The sequence below is a fragment of the Mucilaginibacter sp. GW821-FHT07G05 genome (genome assembly GCF_059418565.1).
Map to the genome: position 1 here is coordinate 884,009 of NZ_JBWKQC010000001.1, position 20,361 is coordinate 904,369.

Annotated in this window: 10 protein-coding genes; 5 read left to right on the plus strand and 5 right to left on the minus strand. The window is 44.0% G+C overall.

What is annotated here, in order from left to right:
- Positions 1–10 precede the first annotated feature (10 nt).
- The 3 genes from AC07NA_RS03660 (at position 11) to AC07NA_RS03670 (ending at position 6,065) form a co-directional block, all read left to right on the plus strand.
- Positions 11–967 (plus strand): FecR family protein, encoded by a 957-nt coding sequence (locus AC07NA_RS03660; RefSeq protein WP_494895758.1) that lies wholly within the window; start codon positions 11–13, stop codon positions 965–967.
- Positions 968–1,159: 192 nt separating this feature from the next.
- Positions 1,160–4,408 carry a SusC/RagA family TonB-linked outer membrane protein gene (locus AC07NA_RS03665; RefSeq protein ID WP_494895759.1) on the plus strand — a complete coding sequence of 1,083 codons (3,249 nt, stop codon included), beginning with the start codon at positions 1,160–1,162 and terminating at the stop codon, positions 4,406–4,408.
- Between the two features lie 34 nt (positions 4,409–4,442).
- Positions 4,443–6,065 (plus strand): RagB/SusD family nutrient uptake outer membrane protein, encoded by a 1,623-nt coding sequence (locus tag AC07NA_RS03670; protein WP_494895760.1) that lies wholly within the window; start codon positions 4,443–4,445, stop codon positions 6,063–6,065.
- Between the two features lie 60 nt (positions 6,066–6,125).
- Here the strand turns inward: AC07NA_RS03670 and AC07NA_RS03675 are convergent, their stop codons facing one another.
- The 3 genes from AC07NA_RS03675 to AC07NA_RS03685 all read right to left on the minus strand — a co-directional run bounded on the left by AC07NA_RS03675 (position 6,126) and on the right by AC07NA_RS03685 (position 14,785).
- A complete protein-coding gene (locus tag AC07NA_RS03675; protein WP_494895762.1) occupies positions 6,126–8,504 on the minus strand; it encodes an ABC transporter permease in 2,379 nt (792 codons plus the stop codon).
- Positions 8,505–8,782: 278 nt separating this feature from the next.
- A complete protein-coding gene (katG, locus tag AC07NA_RS03680) occupies positions 8,783–11,053 on the minus strand; it encodes a catalase/peroxidase HPI (RefSeq protein WP_494895763.1) in 2,271 nt (756 codons plus the stop codon).
- 180 nt (positions 11,054–11,233) lie between these two features.
- Positions 11,234–14,785, minus strand: coding sequence for a non-ribosomal peptide synthetase (locus AC07NA_RS03685; RefSeq protein ID WP_494895765.1), 3,552 nt, complete (start codon positions 14,783–14,785; stop codon positions 11,234–11,236).
- A gap of 262 nt (positions 14,786–15,047) precedes the next feature.
- Here AC07NA_RS03685 and AC07NA_RS03690 point away from each other — a divergent pair, with 262 nt between their 5' ends.
- A complete protein-coding gene (locus AC07NA_RS03690) occupies positions 15,048–17,570 on the plus strand; it encodes an ATP-binding protein (RefSeq protein ID WP_494895767.1) in 2,523 nt (840 codons plus the stop codon).
- Here the strand turns inward: AC07NA_RS03690 and AC07NA_RS03695 are convergent.
- On the minus strand, positions 17,567–18,901 hold the full coding sequence (locus AC07NA_RS03695; protein WP_494895769.1) for a sigma-54-dependent transcriptional regulator: 1,335 nt from the start codon (positions 18,899–18,901) through the stop codon (positions 17,567–17,569). The two genes, AC07NA_RS03690 and AC07NA_RS03695, sit on opposite strands and share 4 nt — an antisense overlap.
- Positions 18,902–18,976: 75 nt before the next feature.
- Positions 18,977–19,432 (minus strand): hypothetical protein, encoded by a 456-nt coding sequence (locus AC07NA_RS03700; RefSeq protein WP_345209392.1) that lies wholly within the window; start codon positions 19,430–19,432, stop codon positions 18,977–18,979.
- A gap of 278 nt (positions 19,433–19,710) precedes the next feature.
- Here AC07NA_RS03700 and AC07NA_RS03705 point away from each other — a divergent pair, with 278 nt between their 5' ends.
- Entirely contained in the window at positions 19,711–20,307 is a 597-nt protein-coding gene (locus AC07NA_RS03705) for an HD domain-containing protein (protein ID WP_494895771.1), read from the plus strand.
- The last annotated feature ends 54 nt before the right edge of the window (positions 20,308–20,361 follow it).

Here is a 20,361-nt window from a genome sequence, read left to right on the forward strand (position 1 = left end):
AAGGACAATAGTGCAACATTCAGTATTTAAAAAACTTCTAAAAAAATACCACAGCGATACCGCCACTCCGGCCGAACGCTACATTGTAGATACCTGGTATAATTCGTTTGATGAGAACGGCAAAGTACCCGGTACCCTTACCGATGATGAGGCTGAAGCCACACGCTTAAGGCTGTTTCATAAAATAATACCGGTACCGGTATTACGGCCATGGTACAGGCGGGCATGGTTACAGGCTGCCGCTGCCATAATTATAGTGCCGACTTTGGCGGTACTTATTTATATGCAAGGCCGTCAGTCTGCCTTACCAAAGCAAACCGCGTTTGAGGATATTGCTTTTAATACCGATGCCAAACAGGTAAAAAAGATAACGCTGCAAGATAGTACCACCGTATGGCTCAACGCCAATTCCAACCTGCGCATTAAGGGAGATTATGGAAATAAGAGCCGCAGGTTGCAACTGAAAGGTGAGGCCTATTTTGACGTAAAGCACGATACGCTGCGCCCGTTCATTATCAGCGTGGAAGAGCTCAGCATTAAAGACCTTGGCACAACCTTTAACGTAAAGGCTTATAAAAAGCTTAATAACATTAAAGTATCGGTTAATTCAGGTAAGGTGGAGGTAAGTACCCCATCACGCGTTATAGCGCGGTTGATGCCCGGCAAAGCGCTCAGCTACAATTTAAAAACAGGCGCGTTTACTATAACAGATATAAAAATAACCGGTACCAGCTCATGGACCGAAGGAAAAACCGTACTGGCAAGGGCCGGCTTTGACGAATTGCAGCAAGAACTGCTGAACATGTACGGCATCAAGCTTAGCAGTACTGATGAAAAAGTAAAATCATTCAAATACAATCTCACCCTGCGCAGTTCGCAAACCAAAGATGATGTATTGGATATAATTACCACCATGTTAAACAAAAAGCACAAAAAGGAGGGCCCGGATGGCGTAATCATCTATTAAACACAAACACCCGGGTTACTGCACAGAGCAGCTACCAGGGTGTAAAAATTGCCGGTAGTGTAATAGTTTGGTCGCTGTACACTATCCGGTTAGCAAATGATATCAATCTAATTACTAACAATTCAAATTTATGAAAGCCAATGCATTACTGCAACAGGTGGCTGCATATTATTTGAATGAAACAAATTTTAAATGAAACACAAAAAACTGCTATTGCAGAAGTTTATGCGTATAACATTGCTTGTCGGCGTAACTATTATCGCAGCCTCCCAGTTCCTGATGGCGGGAGTATCAAGCGGGCAATTGCTTCAAAAGCGAATTGACCTGTCTTACGATAAAACCAGTTTGTATAACCTGATTGAGGATATACAGCAAAAAAACAATATCGACTTCGCTTTTACCGATCATCTTAATTTAGATAAGATAAAAGTGAGCGACGTACATTTTACAAAAACATCCATACAACAAATATTAACCGAGCTATTGATGCCCCACCGCATCACCTTTCACGAAAAGGCGGGCGTAATTACTCTGGCGGCATTACCTGCGCCGGGCCGCATCACCGGACGTATTGTTGATAATACCGGCGAAACACTCATTGGCGCTACCGTAAAAATTGTGGAGCTTAACCAAAGCGTTAGCACCGATGCACAAGGTGTTTTCAGCATCGCTATCGCGCCGGGCACATACACGGTTGAGGTAAGCTATATATCGTACGCTACCCAACGCAAAGCAAATATTCTGGTAGAAGAAAACGGAACCGCTACAGTAAACTTCACCCTTGAAGCCGAAATGGGCAAACTGAACGAGGTGGTTGTAGTTGGTTACGGTACCCAAAACCGCAGGGAAGTAACATCGGCAATTGCAACCGTAAAGGCCGAAGACTTTAACAAAGGCTCGGCACGTTCACCGCTGGAATTGATACAAGGTAAAGTAGCGGGTTTAAATATCATCAAAACACAAGGTAACAACCCTAACGCGGGTACATCTATTCAATTAAGGGGTGTAACCTCACTTACAGGTACCTCTACCCCACTCATTGTTATTGATGGTATACCAGGTGGTAACCTCGATCTGTTGCAGCAGGATGATATCGAATCGTTCGACGTATTGAAAGATGGTTCGGCAGCGGCTATATATGGTACACGCGGTAACGCCGGTGTTATTTTGATAACTACTAAAAAAGGTACCGCGGGCGCGCCTAAATATGATTACAACACCTATTTCCAGCGTGATTTTGTTGATAAGAAACCCGATTTCCTTTCGGCAGAAACCTTCAGACAGAAAATAGCAGACGGTATAATAGCCCAAACCAATGACTTGGGTGCATCTACCGATATGTACAACGAGCTGATCAATAAAGGCAACCTGAGCCAATACCACAACTTCGCTGCATCGGGTGGTTCTGATAAATCAAACTACAGAACCTCTTTTTACTATAACGATTTTGAAGGTATAGCCAAAAACAATGGCAGGGAGCAATTTGGCGGCAGGTTGAACATCAATCAAAAAGGCCTTAAAGATAAACTGACCATGCAGGTTAACGTTGTTGCCAACTTTAATAAAGCCAACCTGTTAGGTGGCGGTGGCGGCGATTTTGAACAAGCCGTTGCCTGGAACCCTACAGCACCTATCAGAAATGCCGACGGTACCTTTTTTGAATTGCAGGACAGGTACAACCCTATCGCCCGTTTTGCCAACCGTATAGACGAACGTCAGCAGCAAACTTTCTCGGGAGATGCGAGGCTGAACCTCGAACTGATCAAAAACCTGAACATTTCGATGTTTGGTTCATATCTGCGCGATAACTATAACAACCGTTATTACCGCTCGATGAAGGATTTCGACCAGCGCCCGCAAAGCAGCTATATGGGTATGGGTTATGCCAGCAAAGAGAACGTATTATCGTGGACAAAAACTTTTGAACCAACCATCAGCTACAAAAGAGTTATCGGTAACGATCACGTAGTGAGCGGTGTGGCAGGTTACAGTTATCAGTACAGCACCTTCGAACGTTTTAACGTTAATAACAACGGTTTTACTACCGATGGTTTCCTTGACTGGAACTTAGGTGCAGGTAGCGCTATCAACAATACGCTATTGCCAAGGCCGGGTATGGGCAGCTTTAAGGATGATAACACCCTTATCGCTTTCTTTGGTCGTGTTAACTATGCCTTTAAAGACAGGTATTTTGCACAGTTCATTTTACGCCGCGAAGGTTCATCAAGATTTGGCGCCAACAACAAATGGGGTAATTTCCCGGCGGCATCAGTAGGCTGGACAGTGAGCGAAGAGAGTTTCCTGAAAGATATTAAAGCGATTAACAGCTTGAAATTACGTGTTGGTTATGGTATTACCGGTAACCAGGGTATTCCTAACTACCAATCGTTAATTACGTTAAGCACCGGCGGTGTGTATCCGCAAAACGGTGTTTATTACCAAACTTATGGCGCGGCACGTAACCCTAACCCCGATCTGCGTTGGGAAAGAAAAGCAGAATGGAACTTCGGTTTGGATTACGCTTTGTTAGATAACCGCATCAGTGGTGCTATTGATATATACAGCCGTAAAACTACCGACCTTTTATTGAATTACACGGCGCAACAGCCATCGTATGTGTTAAATAGCTTATACACCAATGTGGGTACGTTAAACAATCATGGTATTGAGGTATTGATAAGTGCTGTTGCTGTTAAAAAGAAGGATTTTGAATGGAGTATTGATCTCACAGCCAATACACAGTTCAATAAGCTGACCAAATTATCAAACGACGTATTTAAAGCAACCTTTTTAACCTTTGCTGATATTCCTAACCCTGGGGCAATGGGTCCGGCTATCCGTTTGGAAGAAGGCGGACAGGTTGGTAACTTCTATGGTAAACGTTTTGCCGGTTTCAGTGACGATGGTAAATGGTTGTTTTACAAAGCCGATGGTTCAAAAGCACCTGCTTCGCAGATCAACGAGAACGACAGAAGAATTATTGGTAACGGCGTGCCTAAATACGTAATGGGCTTAAACCAAACTTTCCGTTATAAAAACTTCGATCTGAATATTTTAATGAGGGGTAAATTCGGATTTGATATTCTTAACCTGCAAGAGATCTTCTTTGGCAACAAAAGATACCTGCCTAATAACATCTTCAACAGCGCCTTCGGCAGACATGCGCAGCTGAACGATGATCCGCAATATTCAGATTACTATATTGAAAAAGGTGATTTCGTAAAGCTTGATAACGTAACGCTGGGCTATACTTTCAAATTAAAATCATCGTACCTGCGTAATATGCGCCTGTTTGTTACCGGCCGTAATATCCTTACCGTTACAGGCTACAAAGGCCTTGATCCGGAATTGCAGGATACCGGTTTTGATACCGGTGTAGATTCGAGAGGTTTTTACCCGCGTACCCGTTCATGGACTGCCGGTTTCAGCATCGGTTTTTAATTTTTAACGCATAATTTTTCTCCAAGTAACAATAATGAAACTACATATCAGAAAAACAGGTTATATACTGGGCATGATCACCCTTTTGAGTACAAGCGCTTGTACCAAACTGGATGAAACCGTATACAGCGACTTGTATAAAGACAACTTTTATAAAAGTAAAACAGAAGTAATGCAGGCAGCGTTACGTCCCATGACGCACTTGCAATCTTGGATCGCTCCTATTCGCGGTGATGGGTATTACTACCATGCCGAGCTATCATCAGACCAACTGGCGTGGCCACAAAAAGGCCGCCACGCTTATGATAACGGTGACCACATCAGGCAGCATTACCACAGCTGGACAGATAATGAAGGCCGTATGCGTAATGCATGGGCAGGCATGTGGACCGGCGTAGGCTATTGCAACGCTACCATTGCCGACATCGAAAAGTTGAACTACCAGTCGATAGGAATGACCGAAGCAGAGGTGAAATCTGTATTGGCTGAACTGCATGTATTAAGGGCTTTCCATTATATGAAACTGGTTGACCTTTGGGGTAATATCCCGATCGTTACCAAGGTAGCCGATCCGTTGAACCCGCCTACCGCGCCCCGTAAAGAGGTGTTCGCGTTCATTAAAAGCGAACTGGAAACTTTTGTACCGCAATTGCAGCCTTATGCCGAGCCATTGATTGGCCGTATTGGGCAAACAGGTGGTTATGCTATGATGGCCGATTTGTACCTGAATGCCGAAAAATGGGCAGGTACCCCAATGTGGGACGAGTGTATTGCAGCATGCGATAAAATTATGGGTGGTACTGCCGGTGGTTTAGGCGGCGCGCCAAAGCTTGCACCTAACCTGTTGCAAACATTTGCCAATACCAACCGCACCGCTCCTGAAGCATTATTTCAGTACGCTTACAGTAACAAAGGTGGTTTCGTGTGGGATTGGATCATCCTGATGGGTTTTGCTAACATGAGTGCCGCACTTGATGTGGGTTATGTTGGTAACAACGCCTACGTAGTAACTCCGCCTGCATTTAACGCTTATGCCGAAAACGATCTGCGTAAAAAAGAATGGTTCCTGTTTGGTCCGCAATACAAATACGGCACTACCCAACCTATTTTAGGTACCGAGGAGTACAACGGCAAACCTTTCATCTATGTAAACAGTATCAGACGTGAAAGCGAAGGCGACCTTACCAGCGAAGGCGGCATGACAAAAGGTGAAGAGAACAGCGGCGCCCGTTTCAACAAGTACAAAACCGGTCGTTTAAGTGATCCTAATTATCGCGAAAACCAATTTATGATCTACCGTTTAACCGAGATCTATTTTGATAAAGCCGAAGCCATTATGCGTAAAAATGGTGGCCAGGCAACTGCCGAAGCAGTAGCCTTAATAAATGAAAGCCGCAAAAGGGCATTTACCGATGCCGACTGGACTAACGCCGCTTATACTACCAGCACCCTTACTATGGACGAATTACTGGCCGAACGTGGCCGCGAGTTTATATTTGAAGGTAAACGCCGTACCGATATTATCCGCTTCGGTAAATTCACCAAAGGTACCTGGTGGGATCATACCGCTACTAACGACCCGAATAAGGAAATTTATCCTATCCCGTCGAATCAACTGGCCAACAACCCAAATCTTAAACAAAACCCGGGTTATTGATATAACCGGATAGTTAACGAAAGCCGCCTGTCGTAATTGATCAGGCGGCTTTTTCTGTTATTATATTTTCAATTTAATTGCCGGATTGAACCTTACTGCCCTTATCACCTGCAAGCAAACCGTGACAAAAACTATGGCGACTGAAATGAATAACGCGATTAAAAACGGGCTGACAGAAAGATGCACCCTGTAGGCAAAGGTTGCCAGCCATTTATTAGCGATAAGTAAAGATATAGGCCAGGCTATTGCGTTAGCAATAAGCACAATGTAAAAGAAAGGCTTGCTCAAGGTGGTCATTAGTTGCTCGCCGGTTGCACCGAATACTTTCCTTATTGCTACTTCCTTCATCCGCACACGAATGGAATGTGCCGCCGAAGCGAAAAAGCCTAACGAAGCGATAGAGATAGCCAGTATTGAAAAACAGGTAAGTACCGATTGTAATTGCTCCTGTTTTACAAAAAGTTGCCCGTATAGTTCATCCAAAAAATGATAATTGAAGTTATCGCCGTCGAGTTTGTTAATATCACTCCATTGGCTGTTCAGGCTTTTCAGCATCGCGGGTATGGTATTATTCTCGGCACTTATCATTATTTGTGTTTTTGATGCCGCCCCCTTGTCATTCATTACATAAATAGTTGGCTGTATGTTTTCTTCAAAGCCATAAGCCTTTACATCTTTAATTACCCCGACAATCCGGTAATCGCCGTTACGGCCTTTTACCATTTTACCAAGCGGCTGAGCCAATCCCATTACCTTGGCGGCGGCTTCATTAATTACAGCATTAACAGAATCTGCCGGGAAAATAGCCGAAAAAATATGGCCTTCTTTTACACTGATATTCAGCGTTTCAAAATACTCATAATCAACACTAATGGTATTCATAGCAAGCGCCTTGCTCTGTACAACATAATCAAACGATGCTGGGACTATTCCTCCCGGTACGTTGGAAGCAACGGTAACATTCTTTACACCCGGTATAGCTTTTATGCGGTTACGTACGGATTCAAACTTTTTAGGATCGTTAAACAACGCGAGATTATCAATGTACACAACCTGCTTGGCCGTAAAACCGGTATCCTCGGTTTTCATATACTTAACCTGGCGGTTAATAACAATCAGCGTTATAATAAAAACAATAGCGAATGTGAACTGAAGCACCGTTATGGCGCTGCGTACCCAGGAAAGCTTTCCGCCATTGGTAAGCTGGTTTCCTCGCAGCACATCAGCAGGTTTAAAGCCTGCCATAATCATGGCCGGGTAAACACCCGCAAGCAATGTAAGGGCTATCAATGTGGCTAATAGTTGGGCTATTACCGTATAATTAATGCCCGATAGCAGCAGGTTTACGGCCAGCAACTCATTAAAGTAAGGCAAACCAATTATTACTATGCCGAAAGCTACCGCCAGGGCGATAATACACTGGATAAATATTTCTAACAAAAACTGAAACGCTATTTGTCTTTTTATAATACCATTAACCTTTTTTATGCCCACTTCTTTCGAGCGTTTGTAAGCCTGTGATATATACAGATTAGTGAAATTAACACCGGTTACAATCAATATAACAATGGCCAGTATGATAAGTCCGTTTACAATTTGGTTGTTCACATGCGAGCCATAATGTGGTTTTAGGTGCAGGTTTTTTAAGGGATCCAAATAGATAGCAGCTCCGGGGCGACTTAATGCTTCACGGGCTACCTGGCTGGTATCGGCCATGGCGGCGGTTTTGTATATTTTGTCGATTTTTTTTGAAAGCAGGACAATATCCGTGTTAGGCTTTACCAGTAAATAAGTTTGGTAAATCTGTGTGGCATAGCTTTGATCTTTCCCCTGGGTAATATCCTGCGCGAAACCGATGCAGTCGTAATTAAGATTGGTATTGCCGGGTACATCTTCGGTTACCCCCGCAACAGGCATCGGCATACCCGATTTGGACATCATGTTCACCATTTTATTTTGAATAGCCTTATCACCCGGAAAGAGCGCGGCGGCTGTCTTTTTCGATAACAGAACTGTTGGTGTGGGATTATTGGCATCAAGGTTAAACCCCTTAGGTTTCACGCCCAGTATTTTAGCGATGGAATAATCGGCTCCAAGCCATTTTTTGATCATGAACCTCCCCGACGAGGTATAGAACGGGATCTGGAATAAGGCGGTATTGGTTCTGCCTGTTTCTTCAACCTCCGGGCACTGGTTTTTTATTTCCGCCGCCAAAAGACCCGGCGTATACGGCGATGGCCCGTTTGGCATTTCGCGTTCTACTAAAAAAACACGGTCGGCATTTTTATTCCATTGGTCGTAACCGGTTTCATTATCAACATACAGCGTAACAAAAATAAACGCGGCCAAGCCAAGGGCTAAGCCCGTAATATTTAAAAGATTATACCATTTACCATTCAGAAAAGTACGCAGCGCTATCTTGAAGTCAGTTATATTCATGGTATTGTTTAAGTCAGGTTAGTCGGATAAATGCCCGGTCAGTGTGTTATCATACATTTTCGACATATTTTATGCCACTAATTAAACTATTAACAATCAAATATTTACAAACAGACTTAGTGTTCGGTTATGAACAGCACGTTCGCATTTATTACATTTTTGCTGGGCGAAGTCACTCCCAATTAAAAAGGCACCGAAAAATACGGTGCCTTTTTAATGTTACTGAGTTATATATAACTCAATATATGTAAATAGGGTTAGTAAAGCCCCTCTCCTGCTTAATCAAACCTGTCCAGATTCATCACTTTAGTCCAGGTTGCTACAAAGTCCTTTACAAACTTACCCAGCGCATCGCTGCTTCCGTAAACTTCGGCAACCGCTCTTAGTTCTGAATTAGAGCCCAATGCCAGATCTGCACGGGTAGCCGTCCATTTTACTTCGCCGGTGATGCGGTCGCTGCCTTCGTAAACTTCTTTATCCGCAGATGTGGCTTTCCACGCTGTGCGCATATCTAAAAGGTTTACAAAGAAATCGTTACTAAGCACACCCGGATTGGAAGTAAAAACGCCATGTTTTGAACCATCATAATTGGTATCCAACACGCGCAGACCACCTAATAGCACGGTTAACTCCGGCGCTGTAAGCGTGAGCAAATGGGCCTTATCTACCAGTAACTCTTCGGTAGATACCGGGAATTTAGATTTGCGGTAATTACGGAAACCATCGGCAGCAGGTTCAAGGTAACCGAATGATTCTACATCGGTTTCTTCCTGCGAAGCATCCATACGGCCCGGTGTAAATGGAACAGTTGTTTCTTGTCCGGCTTCTTTAGCGGCCTTTTCAACCGCCGCGCTGCCCGCCAACACGATCAAATCGGCTAACGAAACCTTTTTACCGTCAGCTTGCGCCGCGTTAAACTCTTTCTGAATGCCTTCCAACACACCCAGTACTTTTTGTAATTGCGATGGATTATTTACCTGCCAGTACCTTTGCGGAGCAAGGCGGATACGCGCACCATTGGCACCACCTCGCTTATCAGTACCACGGAAAGATGAAGCCGAAGCCCATGCCGTTGAAACCAGTTCAGGCACACTTAAGCCCGATTCCAATACTTTCGCTTTTAGTGCCGCAACATCATTATCAGTTACAAGCGCGTGATCAACCGCCGGGATAGGATCTTGCCAAAGCAATACTTCCTGCGGAACATCAGGGCCCAGGTAACGTGCGCGCGGACCCATATCACGGTGGGTTAATTTGAACCACGCACGCGCGAAGGCATCTGCAAAAGCGTCGGAATTTTCGAGAAAGCGCCTTGATATTTTTTCGTACGATGGATCGAACCTCAAAGCAAGATCGGTAGTCAGCATGGTTGGCAGGTGCTTTTTGGTGCTATCATAAGCATCCGGAATAAAAGCTTCCGCATCTTTAGCCACCCATTGGTGCGCGCCGGCCGGGCTTTTGGTTAACTGCCACTCAAAACCAAACAGGTTTTCAAAAAAGTTATTGCTCCATTGTGTAGGCGTTTTTGTCCATATCACTTCCAGTCCGCTGGTAATGGTATCGGCACCCTTGCCCGAACCATAGCTGTTGCTCCAGCCGAAACCTTGCAGTTCCACATCTGTGGCTTCAGGTTCCTTGCCCACATGATCGGCCGAAGCCGCGCCATGGGTTTTGCCAAAACTGTGGCCACCGGCTATCAATGCAACCGTTTCTTCATCGTTCATGGCCATGCGGCCGAAAGTATCACGAATATCTTTAGCTGCCGCAACAGGATCTGGGTTACCATCCGGGCCTTCGGGGTTTACATAGATCAAGCCCATTTGCACAGCAGCAAGCGGTTTTTCAAGGTTGCGTGAATGAACGTCGCCATCGGCATCATCGTCAGATACCAGTACGCCATGCCCCTCTTTTACACCGGGCGAACCATGCGCGTAACGCAAATCGCCACCCAGCCAGGTTGTTTCTGAACCCCAGTACACAGATTCATCTGCTTCCCACACATCTTCGCGGCCACCGGCAAAGCCGAAAGTTTTAAAACCCATTGACTCCAGCGCGATATTGCCGGTAAGGATCATCAGATCGGCCCAGGAAATTTTCTTACCGTATTTTTGTTTGATAGGCCAAAGCAACCTGCGTGCCTTATCCAAACTTACGTTATCGGGCCAGCTATTTAACGGAGCGAAACGCTGCAAACCTGCACCTGCACCGCCACGACCATCGCCAACGCGGTAAGTACCCGCGCTATGCCATGCCATACGGATGAACAAGCCACCATAATGCCCAAAATCTGCCGGCCACCAATCCTGCGAGTCAGTCATTAACGCGTGCAGGTCTGCTTTTACCGCTTCCAGGTCAAGACTTTTAAATGCTTCGGCATAATTAAAATCGCCATCCATTGGATTGGATAAGGAAGAGTGCTGACGCAGGATATTCAACTTTAGCTGATTGGGCCACCAGTTGTGGTTACGGGTACCGCCACCGCCTGTGTTATGTTTCATACTGCCGTTATGAAACGGGCATTTACTGATGTCATTCGATTGGTTTTCCATAGTTAGTTATAAGTTTATAAATTGAACACTTATTGTACCTGTTGGTTGTATTACGATATAAAATTATGACATTGGTTATAACAATCACAATCATTTAATTCTATACAGAATAGCTAAAATCTATTTATCAGATATCAAACCATAAATAATTATTATTACCCAATTACGTAAGTTATTAATCTATGCCGGTAAAAACCTTTCCAGTTCTTTAGCCAGGTGTTGTACATAAGGTTCATTCAATATATCCCTCCTGCTTTCGTGCTCGCCGGGTATACTTATTGCTTTTACACCATTAGTAATAAGCGCTTTCCATCCCAAATGTGGCACTGTGTAAATATCCGGCGATCTGAATACTACCATTTTACCATTATAAGTTTTTGGGCGATAGCTACACTGTAATATGTAGAGTGAGTTACCGGTGTATTTTCGTGCCAGTATATCTGGTGCTTTGTGTTTAGTATTTAAATACAACTTAAACAGGGCCCCCGAAACCTTATAGTTTACCACAAATACCGGCCCCATCAATTTACTTTTGGCCTGTACCCAAAATTTTGTAGCTATATAATCGAACTTTCCTTTCCAGCTTAGTTCTTTAATATTATTAAGGTGCCGGGATATTTTATCCAACCGGCTTGGCTGTGGTTTATTTTCATTGGTTACCGAAGCAGGTGCCGGGCGACGGTAGTAAGGTGAAATACCATTAAAGTTTGCCAACAGCGCTACCTCCTGCCCTTGCTGTTGCAGCTGCTGCGCCATCTCAAAAGTGATCATGGCACCTAAGCAATATCCCGCCAGGTAATAAGGACCTTCGGGCTGTACTTTACGGATTTCCTCAATATAATAGGCGGCCATGGCTTCCATGTTGTTAAATGGCAGGTCGGTACCGTCAATCCCTTTGGCCTGTATACCGTAAACAGGCTGATCACTATCTAAATGCAGCGCGAGGTTACCGTAAAACAAAACATGGCCATGCCCCGCATGTACGCAAAACAATGGTGTTTTATTACCATGCGGCTGAATAGGGATCAATGATTTTGAACCGGAAAAGGCCTTCACCGGCTCATCAAGTACTGTAGCCAGCAGATGTATGGTAGGCGCGGTAAATATGGCTGAGAGTGGGAAGTTCCGTCGGAAAGTATCTTTTATCTTTACAAAGATCATGGCGGCAAGGAGTGAATTGCCACCTATTTCGAAAAAATTATCGTGAATGCCGATCTTACCTGTATTTAATACGCTCTCCCATATTTCGGCTAATTTTACTTCGGTAGATGTTACCGGGGCAGCAAACTTCCTTGAAAAATCTGCTAAACCTGCCAGTTGCTTTTTGTCGATCTTACCATGCCTTGTCAATGGTAGGTTTTCCAACTCTATACCGGTGCAGGGCACCATGTAGGCGGGAAGTTTCTGTTTTAAAAATTGTGAAAGGTTATCTTTATTATAGGAACTATTAGGGACAATATATTGCACCAGGCAACTATTGCCCTTGCTACAGGGTAAGGCGAGCACTACTGCGTGGCTAACCATACCGCTTTGCAATAACACACCTTCTATTTCGCCGGGCTCAATACGGTGACCATCTATTTTTATTTGCTCATCTACCCTACCCAAATACTCAATATTGCCATCGGGCAGCCATCTTACCTTATCTCCGGTTTTGTACATCCGGTCGGTTGGCAGATAGGCAAATGGATTAGCTATAAACTTTTCGGCAGTAAGATCGGGGCGGTTTAAATAGCCGCGTGCAAGGCCGTCGCCTGCTATGTAGAGTTCACCTGTTATACCAACAGGCACGGGTTGCAGGCTATCATCCAGGATATAGACTTGCGTATTTGAAAACGGCTTGCCAATCGGCACGGTTTGATAATCGGCATTGAGATCTACCCTATGAATAGTTTTCCCGATGGTAACTTCGGTTGGCCCGTAATGGTTATAAACAGCGCCACGGTAATTTACATTGCGCAGATGATTCAATACGCTCAAAGCAAAGGCTTCGCCGCCGAAGATCATTACCTTTTTTGCCAGTGCTATTTTTTGAAGCCCTGCGTAGGAAAGCCATAAGGAAGGGACTATCTTAATGCCATCGATCTCATTATCGTTCAAATAAGCGACAACCCGCTCGCTATCCATAATTAAGGCCTTTGGTAGCACATGCAGGCACGCTCCCATCGAAAAGCAGGAATGTATTATAGAATGCCCGGCATCAAATACCAGTGGCGAAAACAACGCGAAAGATTTACAGCTTTTCAATCCTGCACTTTCAATAACGCCGTAACAATGGTCAATTAAAGCACAATGCTCAATCATCACTCCTTTGGGCCTGCCTGTAGTGCCCGATGTGTAAATAACGTAAGCAAGATCATTTGATGCGACCACGACATCAGTCAGATTGTTGGTTGAGTAACCATCAAGCTTCAGTTCGTCATCGTCTAACACTAAAATATCGACTGCTTTAAATTCCATCAAAGCGGCTTTACTTTTATGGCTACAAATAACCAGTTGGGCATTGGTATCTTCCAATAAGTAAGCTATCCTGTCGGCCGGGTAATCAGGATCGACAGGTACATATGCGCCGCCTGCTTTCAGTATCCCCAGAATAGCGACAAACATTTCTATAGAGGGATGCATGCAAAGCGGCACGAATATGCCCGGTTTTACGCCTTTTTCTATTAGGTAATGTGCCACCTGATTCGCGCGCCCGTTTAATTCGGCATAGGTTAGATGCTCATTTTCAAATACAAGCGCTTTAGCTTGCGGATCTTCAGCGGCTTGCTGTTCAAATAACCGATGTATACATTTATCAGTAGGGTAATTTACGTGCGAAGTATTCCACCCTGATGTCAGCTGTTGAAATTCGGTCTCGCTTAGCATCGGCAACGTGGCAATGGCAGCCGACGGGTTTAACGTAGCTGCCTCTAACAACGCCTCATAATGTTTGGCAAAACGCTGTATGGTTTCGGCTTCAAACAATTCTGAATTATAAGTTAAGGTGATATTAACCTGGCTGCCGGTGTCTTCTACATACAAGGCCAGGTCTATCCCGTGCCGGGCATTTTCCGGAATGCTCACATTGGCTGTCCAGTCTTCAATTTCCCTGCTGCCAATCAATGTATTTCTGTACGAGTATATAAGGTTATATAAACTCTCCTGCCTGCTTTCGGCCTGATTACCTAAAGCCTCCTGTAACAACTCGTAAGATACATCAGGGTGGCGGGCGTATTCAGAAGTTACCTCATTAACCTTTGTAAGTAATTCAATAAAATTAATATCATCCTGAAATTGAATATGAAAAACTTTTGTGTTATGATGAGTATCGTTGATAGCCCCTTCTTCATCAACCCTGTACTCAATAGCCGGTAAACCGATAAGCATTTCGGTTTGGCCGGTATACCTGTATAAAAGAACGTTATAAACCGTTAATAGAGTTGAATAAGTGTTAGTGCCCAAACGCTCGTTCATTTGCCTGAGCGTTTCGCTAAGCGGATAGCTTATTACAAAAGAAACGTGCGCCGTTTTACACGCCCCGACTGAAGATCGCGGAAAATCAACAGGCATGGCTATTCTCGGTATGCCCGAAATTAACTGGCGTTTCCAAAACTGCACGGCATCTTCAGCGAGATCCATTGTTTCATCGTATTCGGCATCGCGTTTTACGTCGAAATTCTGTAATAAGCCGTCCAAATTCGGGGCTACAGAAAAGGCATTAATATCCTGGTCAAGTTTGTTTAGGTTCATACGATAGGATTTAAAATTGGTTTATAACTTACTGACAGACAGTAGAAATAAATTTACATAAAACCTTTTCAACATAGTAGAGCTATTATGTTTATTTGATAAAATTTTTTCCACATTTTTTATAGGCTGTTGATATGTTTTGAGGCTTCAAACAATGGCTGCGCAAACAAAATCAGTAAATACCGGTTTTAGCTTCACCATTTTGCTCGATAAACGCCCTGCCGGAAATAAAAACACATAAGGCGGCGTTAAAGTTGATATCATGACCCGGGAAAAGCATCATTATACACGGCCATTTATTAAAGGAAAGATCATCATTATATTTTTGCTGGCCTGCTTCGCGTTGTTAACGGCGTGGGGTATCAGCAAAATCGCCTTTCAACAAATGATGGTAGCCGTTGATAATATATCTGAACCTAATAACAGGCTGCGTTTGGTGAATGAGTTATCGGTAAAAATAGGTCAGCTCGATCAAACCCAAAAAGCACGGCTGGCTAGCAACAAGCACAATACCGGTGGTTTTTTCAGCGAAACCAAGCGCATAAACCGCCTGATTGATACCTTACAAAGCCAGTATACTCATAAGGATGAGCAATCGGCACGGCTTAATAAGCTTAAGAAGCTTCTATCCGAACGCGACAGGCTTTTTGTACGTTACATAAAGGTGCGTGAAACTATGATGAACGACCGGCTTTTCACAGCACAAGTGCAATCATTAAACGACCTGCTCGATCAGAATGCTTTGCAGGCCGATAGCGGGGTGATCAGTACCGAAAAGAAAACATCGACCACTATACTCACTCCCGAAGGCGAAGCGCAGAAAGATACCCGCAGTTTTTTTGGTAAACTGTTTGGGAAGAAGAAACCCGAGGAGGCAAAAACCTACAAGGTTGTTGAGCAGGAACTGAATATTGAGCGCGACACCACTGCCCAGGCCATTAAGGATAGTATTTTGCAAAGCATGGGTAATGCCGTAGAGCAGCTCGAAAAAATGCAGCGCAAAAAGAGCGCGCAATTTATTAGCCGCGAAAATATCCTGATCAATGCTAACAATGAGCTCATCAGCCAGATACAATCTATCCTGAAACAGGTTGAGCACGAGGTAATTGCACAAACAACTTACAACAACAAACAGGCGCAAGCCATTGTAACCGGCAGCATTAAAAAAACCGGCTTTATTACGCTGGGTTTTGTGGTGCTTACCGTAATATTATTGTATCTGATACTAACTGATATTACACGAAGCACCCGTTACCGTAAAGAACTGGAAGAAGCGCGTGACGAAGCCGAATACCATAGCCGTGCAAAGCAGCGTTTCCTGTCGAACATGAGCCATGAGATTCGCACTCCCCTGCAATCAATATTTGGTTATGCCGAACTGGCCCGCTTGCAGCAGCAAAGCAACAAGCATCATATTGAGGCCATCTACCAATCGTCGAAACACTTAATGCAGATAGTGAACGAGGTGCTGGATTATAACCGCATCATATCGGGCAAGTTTACTTATACCAATGAGGTATTTGATATGCGCGGGTTACTGCAAGAGGTAGAATCGGTAATGAAACTGCCTGCCGAAAATAAATCGCTTAAGTTCACCGGTAATTATCACCTGCCTACTAACAGCCTTGTAAATGGCGACCCGTTCAGGTTAAAGCAGGTGCTGTATAATTTATTAGGGAACGCCATCAAATTCACGGAGGAAGGCGAGGTATTGTTTACAATATCTTATGTGCAGAACGGCAATGGCATGCATTATACCTTCCGGGTAAAAGATACAGGTGTTGGCCTTTCGGCAAACGATATCGACCGCATATTCAACGAATTTGAACAAGCCGAAACTCCCGGCCAGCGACAGGATAAAGGTACCGGCCTCGGCCTTGCCATTTGTAAAGAGCTGGTTGAATTGCAAGGCGGTAGTATTAATGTAGAAAGCACATCGGGTAAAGGCTCGGAATTTATTGTTCTGCTTACTTTTACACTTGCCAATGAGGTAATTAGCAAAACAGGAACATCTGCTAATCCGCAGCTTAAAACAACAAAACCTGCAAAAGTTTGGGTGGTAGATGATGATCATTTGATACTCGACCTGTGCGAATTATTGTTAGAAAAGAACGGGATACCACATACTTGTTTTAACTCGTCGACCGATTTATTGAGCGCGACATGGGACGATGAGGTACGTGTTATTTTTGCCGACATACGCATGCCGGGCATAGATGGCAAGGAACTTTGCGCGGCCCTGAAAAAGAAAGTACCTGCCGATACTAAAATATACGCGCTTACCGCGCAGGCCTTGCCGCAGGAGCAAACGGCTATACTATCAGCCGGATTTGATGGGATACTTACCAAGCCTTTTTCTGAACATGATATTTTGCAAGTGTTGGGAATCAATACCACACATACCGATGCCGGTAAAGCAGCATCGTCAAACCCCGGCCTGGATATGACCATGCTTAAAAGGATGACCTTTAACGATGAAAAGCAGCTGGCAAATATCCTGCATCGTTTTACGGCTGATACCCGCAGCGACATTGCAGAGCTGGAAGACGCGTTGGCAAATGAGACTGAAACCGAAAAGATAGCCTTACTGGTGCACCGAATGGCTGGCCGCACCGGGCAAATTGGCGCCCGTGATTTGTCGGTTGCGTTAAGGCGGGTTGAGCAGCAGCTTATGGATGATGCTTTATCGGTAAGTGCCGGTGTGCAGTTGCAGGCACTCCTATCTGAAATGCAGGATCTGATTGATTATATAGATGCTGCCTATCCGGCAACTATGGAAGTTTAATCGTCTTTTAAACCGTAGCGCTCCATTTTACTGTACAGCGTTTTACGATCAATATTCAACATTTTTGCCGCTTTTGATTTATTAAACTTAACCTTTTGCAGCGTTTCCTGTATCAGGGTTCGCTCATTGGCTTCGTTCACAGCTTTCAGATCGGTATCATTTGCTTTTGCCTGCTGATGAGTGAACAATAACATTTCGTCAGGTAACGACTCAATCCCTGCTTCGGTTCCCGGGGTTAAAAGCACCATGCGGCGAATCACATTTTTTAATTCGCGCAGGTTACCCGGCCAGTCGTAATTATGCAGCAGAGCGCTGGCTTCGGCAGATAGCGTTTGTACATTACGATCAAGTTCTTTATTGGCACGCTTAATAAAGTGGCTCATAAAGAGCGTTAAGTCGCTGCCGCGCTGGCGCAGGGCAGGCATATTTATTTTGAACTCGTTAATGCGGTGATACAGATCCTGCCTGAAATCGCCGTTGCTTACGCTATTGATCAGGTCCTCATTAGTAGCCGATATCAACCTGATATTGGTATTCAGTTGTTTGGTACTGCCAAGCGGCTGTATCACGTGTTCCTGTAAGGCACGCAGCAATTTTACCTGTACTTCGTAGCTTAAGTTTCCTATCTCATCTAAAAATAAAGTACCGCCCTCGGCTGCTTCAAATAATCCTTTTTTATCGGTAATGGCCCCGGTAAAAGCGCCCTTTACATGGCCGAACAATTCGCTGGCTGCAAGATCTTTAGATAGCGCGCCGCAATCAACCGCTATAAAAGGTTTGCCCGCCCGTTTGCTTTGCAGGTGTATAAATTTGGCGGCATGCTCTTTACCCGTACCGCTTTCGCCCTGTATTACTACCGCCATTTCTGTAGGGGCAACCAGGTCAATATAATCGTACAGTTTTTTTGCTTCGTCGCTGGTACCGCGTATAAAATCGCCTGTTGCCGTTTCTTCTTCGGTATCGATTTCATCTTCACCCTTTAAGGCGCTTTTGATCACCATTAGCAATTCATCGGGGTTAACAGGCTTGGTGATATAATCAAACGCGCCCGAACGCATGGCCTTTACGGCGGTACGTACATCGTTAAAACTCGTCATTACAATGGCGGGCGCATGAATATCCTGTTTACGGGCATTCAGCAAGAGGTCGAGGCCGTTACCATCAGGTAAACGGTAATCGAGCAGGAAAAGATCGTAGGTATGTTTACTTAATAAAGCTGTAGCATTTTTTACGGTATTGGTATCGTCAACCTCATAGCCGTATTTGCTTAAAAACCCCTGAAGGAGTTGAGAGAAAGTGGAATCGTCTTCAACAAGTAGTATTTTAGCCATAACAAGTAACGGCAAAAATAGCGAAAGCCGGGTAAAAAACCCGGCTTTCTTGCTTATTATTGAAACGCTGGTTGTTTATTTAACCGGTCTGCCGTCTTTATCTAAACGAACAAATCTTGCATCGGTACCTTTTTTAAGGTTAACCAGGTAAAATTCGCCGGCAGATGTTTTTACCAAAGAAGCATCGGTTGGAGTCCACTCGCTAACCGGGGCGCTTTTTAAAGTTTTGGTAACTGCTTCAGGCAAATCAGTTAATTTAACCTCTGTTTTAGAAACTTCCTGTGCAGTAGCTACTGATTCAGTAGTAGTGGCAGGCGCAGTAGTTGTAGTAGCCGGTGCTGTTGTAGCAGGCGCAGTGGTTGACTGATCTGTTGTTGCCGGGGTACCTGGTGTGGTAGCCGGTGAAGTAGTTGTACCTGGTGCAGGAGTGGTAGTTGCAGGGGTCGTGGTAGAAGGTGTAGTTTGTGCTTTAACAATTGAAACGCTTCCTAATGCAGCTACAAATGCTGCTGATAAAATGATCTTTTTCATATTAGATGTATATATTATTATTTGTTATTTGATACAGTATAATACACAACCATGCCAAATGGGTCATAATATTCAAAACACTGATAATCAACAAATTAAAAAATAAGCACTAATTAAAAAATGGGGAGTATGGCAACACATTGTTGCAACACTCCCCATTTTTCAGGTTTTATGGTAACTAATAATGGATATACCATAAGTCCATACCCTTTAAATAATAGCCTCCTCCAAATTCCCTACAGAATTGACCCCGAATTTGGCCTGTAAAAAGATTGTGTATGATGTCACCAGATATTATTCAGGACGTATCCTTTTTTGTAAATGGTCTTTTTGACAGGGCCTTGCCAAAGGAGCTTACCTTCCATCAAAAGCGACATACTGAAGAGGTGGTTGAGCAGGTGCTTTTTATTGGTGAACAAAGCATTATTATTGATGAGCAACTGCAAATGCTGGAAATTGCCGCGTGGTTTCATGACAGCGGTTATTGTTATACCTATATAAACCACGAAGTAAAAAGTATTGATATAGCAGTTGATTTTTTAAAAACACGGGACTGCCCTGCCGATTACATTCAAAAAATAGAATACCTCATTACAGCTACCCGTTTACCGCAAAATCCGTTTTCAAGAATAGAAGAAATTATTTGTGATGCCGATATGGCCCACCTCGCCAGCGATAATTATCCATCCTATAGCGAGAGGTTACGTAAAGAATGGGCAATATACCTCAACAAAACATATACCGACGAGGAATGGGATAAACTGAATATCGATTTTTTGAGCAAACACCATTATTTTAGCAAGTACGGACAGCAGGTTCTGGAACCTTTGAAACAGAAACAGTTGCGTAAGATCAAAAGTAAATGGGAACAATAAACATCGTTCATCCACCATATAAAAAATATTAGATAGCTTAGATGAAACTTAACC

Excerpts from the sequence above, each read along its gene's own strand:
- AC07NA_RS03665 (WP_494895759.1), top strand. The coding sequence starts at position 1,160 with ATGAAACACAAAAAACTGCTATTGCAGAAGTTTATGCGTATAACATTG.
- AC07NA_RS03670 (WP_494895760.1), top strand. The coding sequence starts at position 4,443 with ATGAAACTACATATCAGAAAAACAGGTTATATACTGGGCATGATCACC.
- AC07NA_RS03675 (WP_494895762.1), bottom strand. The coding sequence starts at position 8,504 with ATGAATATAACTGACTTCAAGATAGCGCTGCGTACTTTTCTGAATGGT.
- katG (WP_494895763.1), bottom strand. The coding sequence starts at position 11,053 with ATGGAAAACCAATCGAATGACATCAGTAAATGCCCGTTTCATAACGGC.
- AC07NA_RS03685 (WP_494895765.1), bottom strand. The coding sequence starts at position 14,785 with ATGAACCTAAACAAACTTGACCAGGATATTAATGCCTTTTCTGTAGCC.
- AC07NA_RS03690 (WP_494895767.1), top strand. The coding sequence starts at position 15,048 with ATGACCCGGGAAAAGCATCATTATACACGGCCATTTATTAAAGGAAAG.
- AC07NA_RS03695 (WP_494895769.1), bottom strand. The coding sequence starts at position 18,901 with ATGGCTAAAATACTACTTGTTGAAGACGATTCCACTTTCTCTCAACTC.
- AC07NA_RS03700 (WP_345209392.1), bottom strand. The coding sequence starts at position 19,432 with ATGAAAAAGATCATTTTATCAGCAGCATTTGTAGCTGCATTAGGAAGC.
- AC07NA_RS03705 (WP_494895771.1), top strand. The coding sequence starts at position 19,711 with ATGATGTCACCAGATATTATTCAGGACGTATCCTTTTTTGTAAATGGT.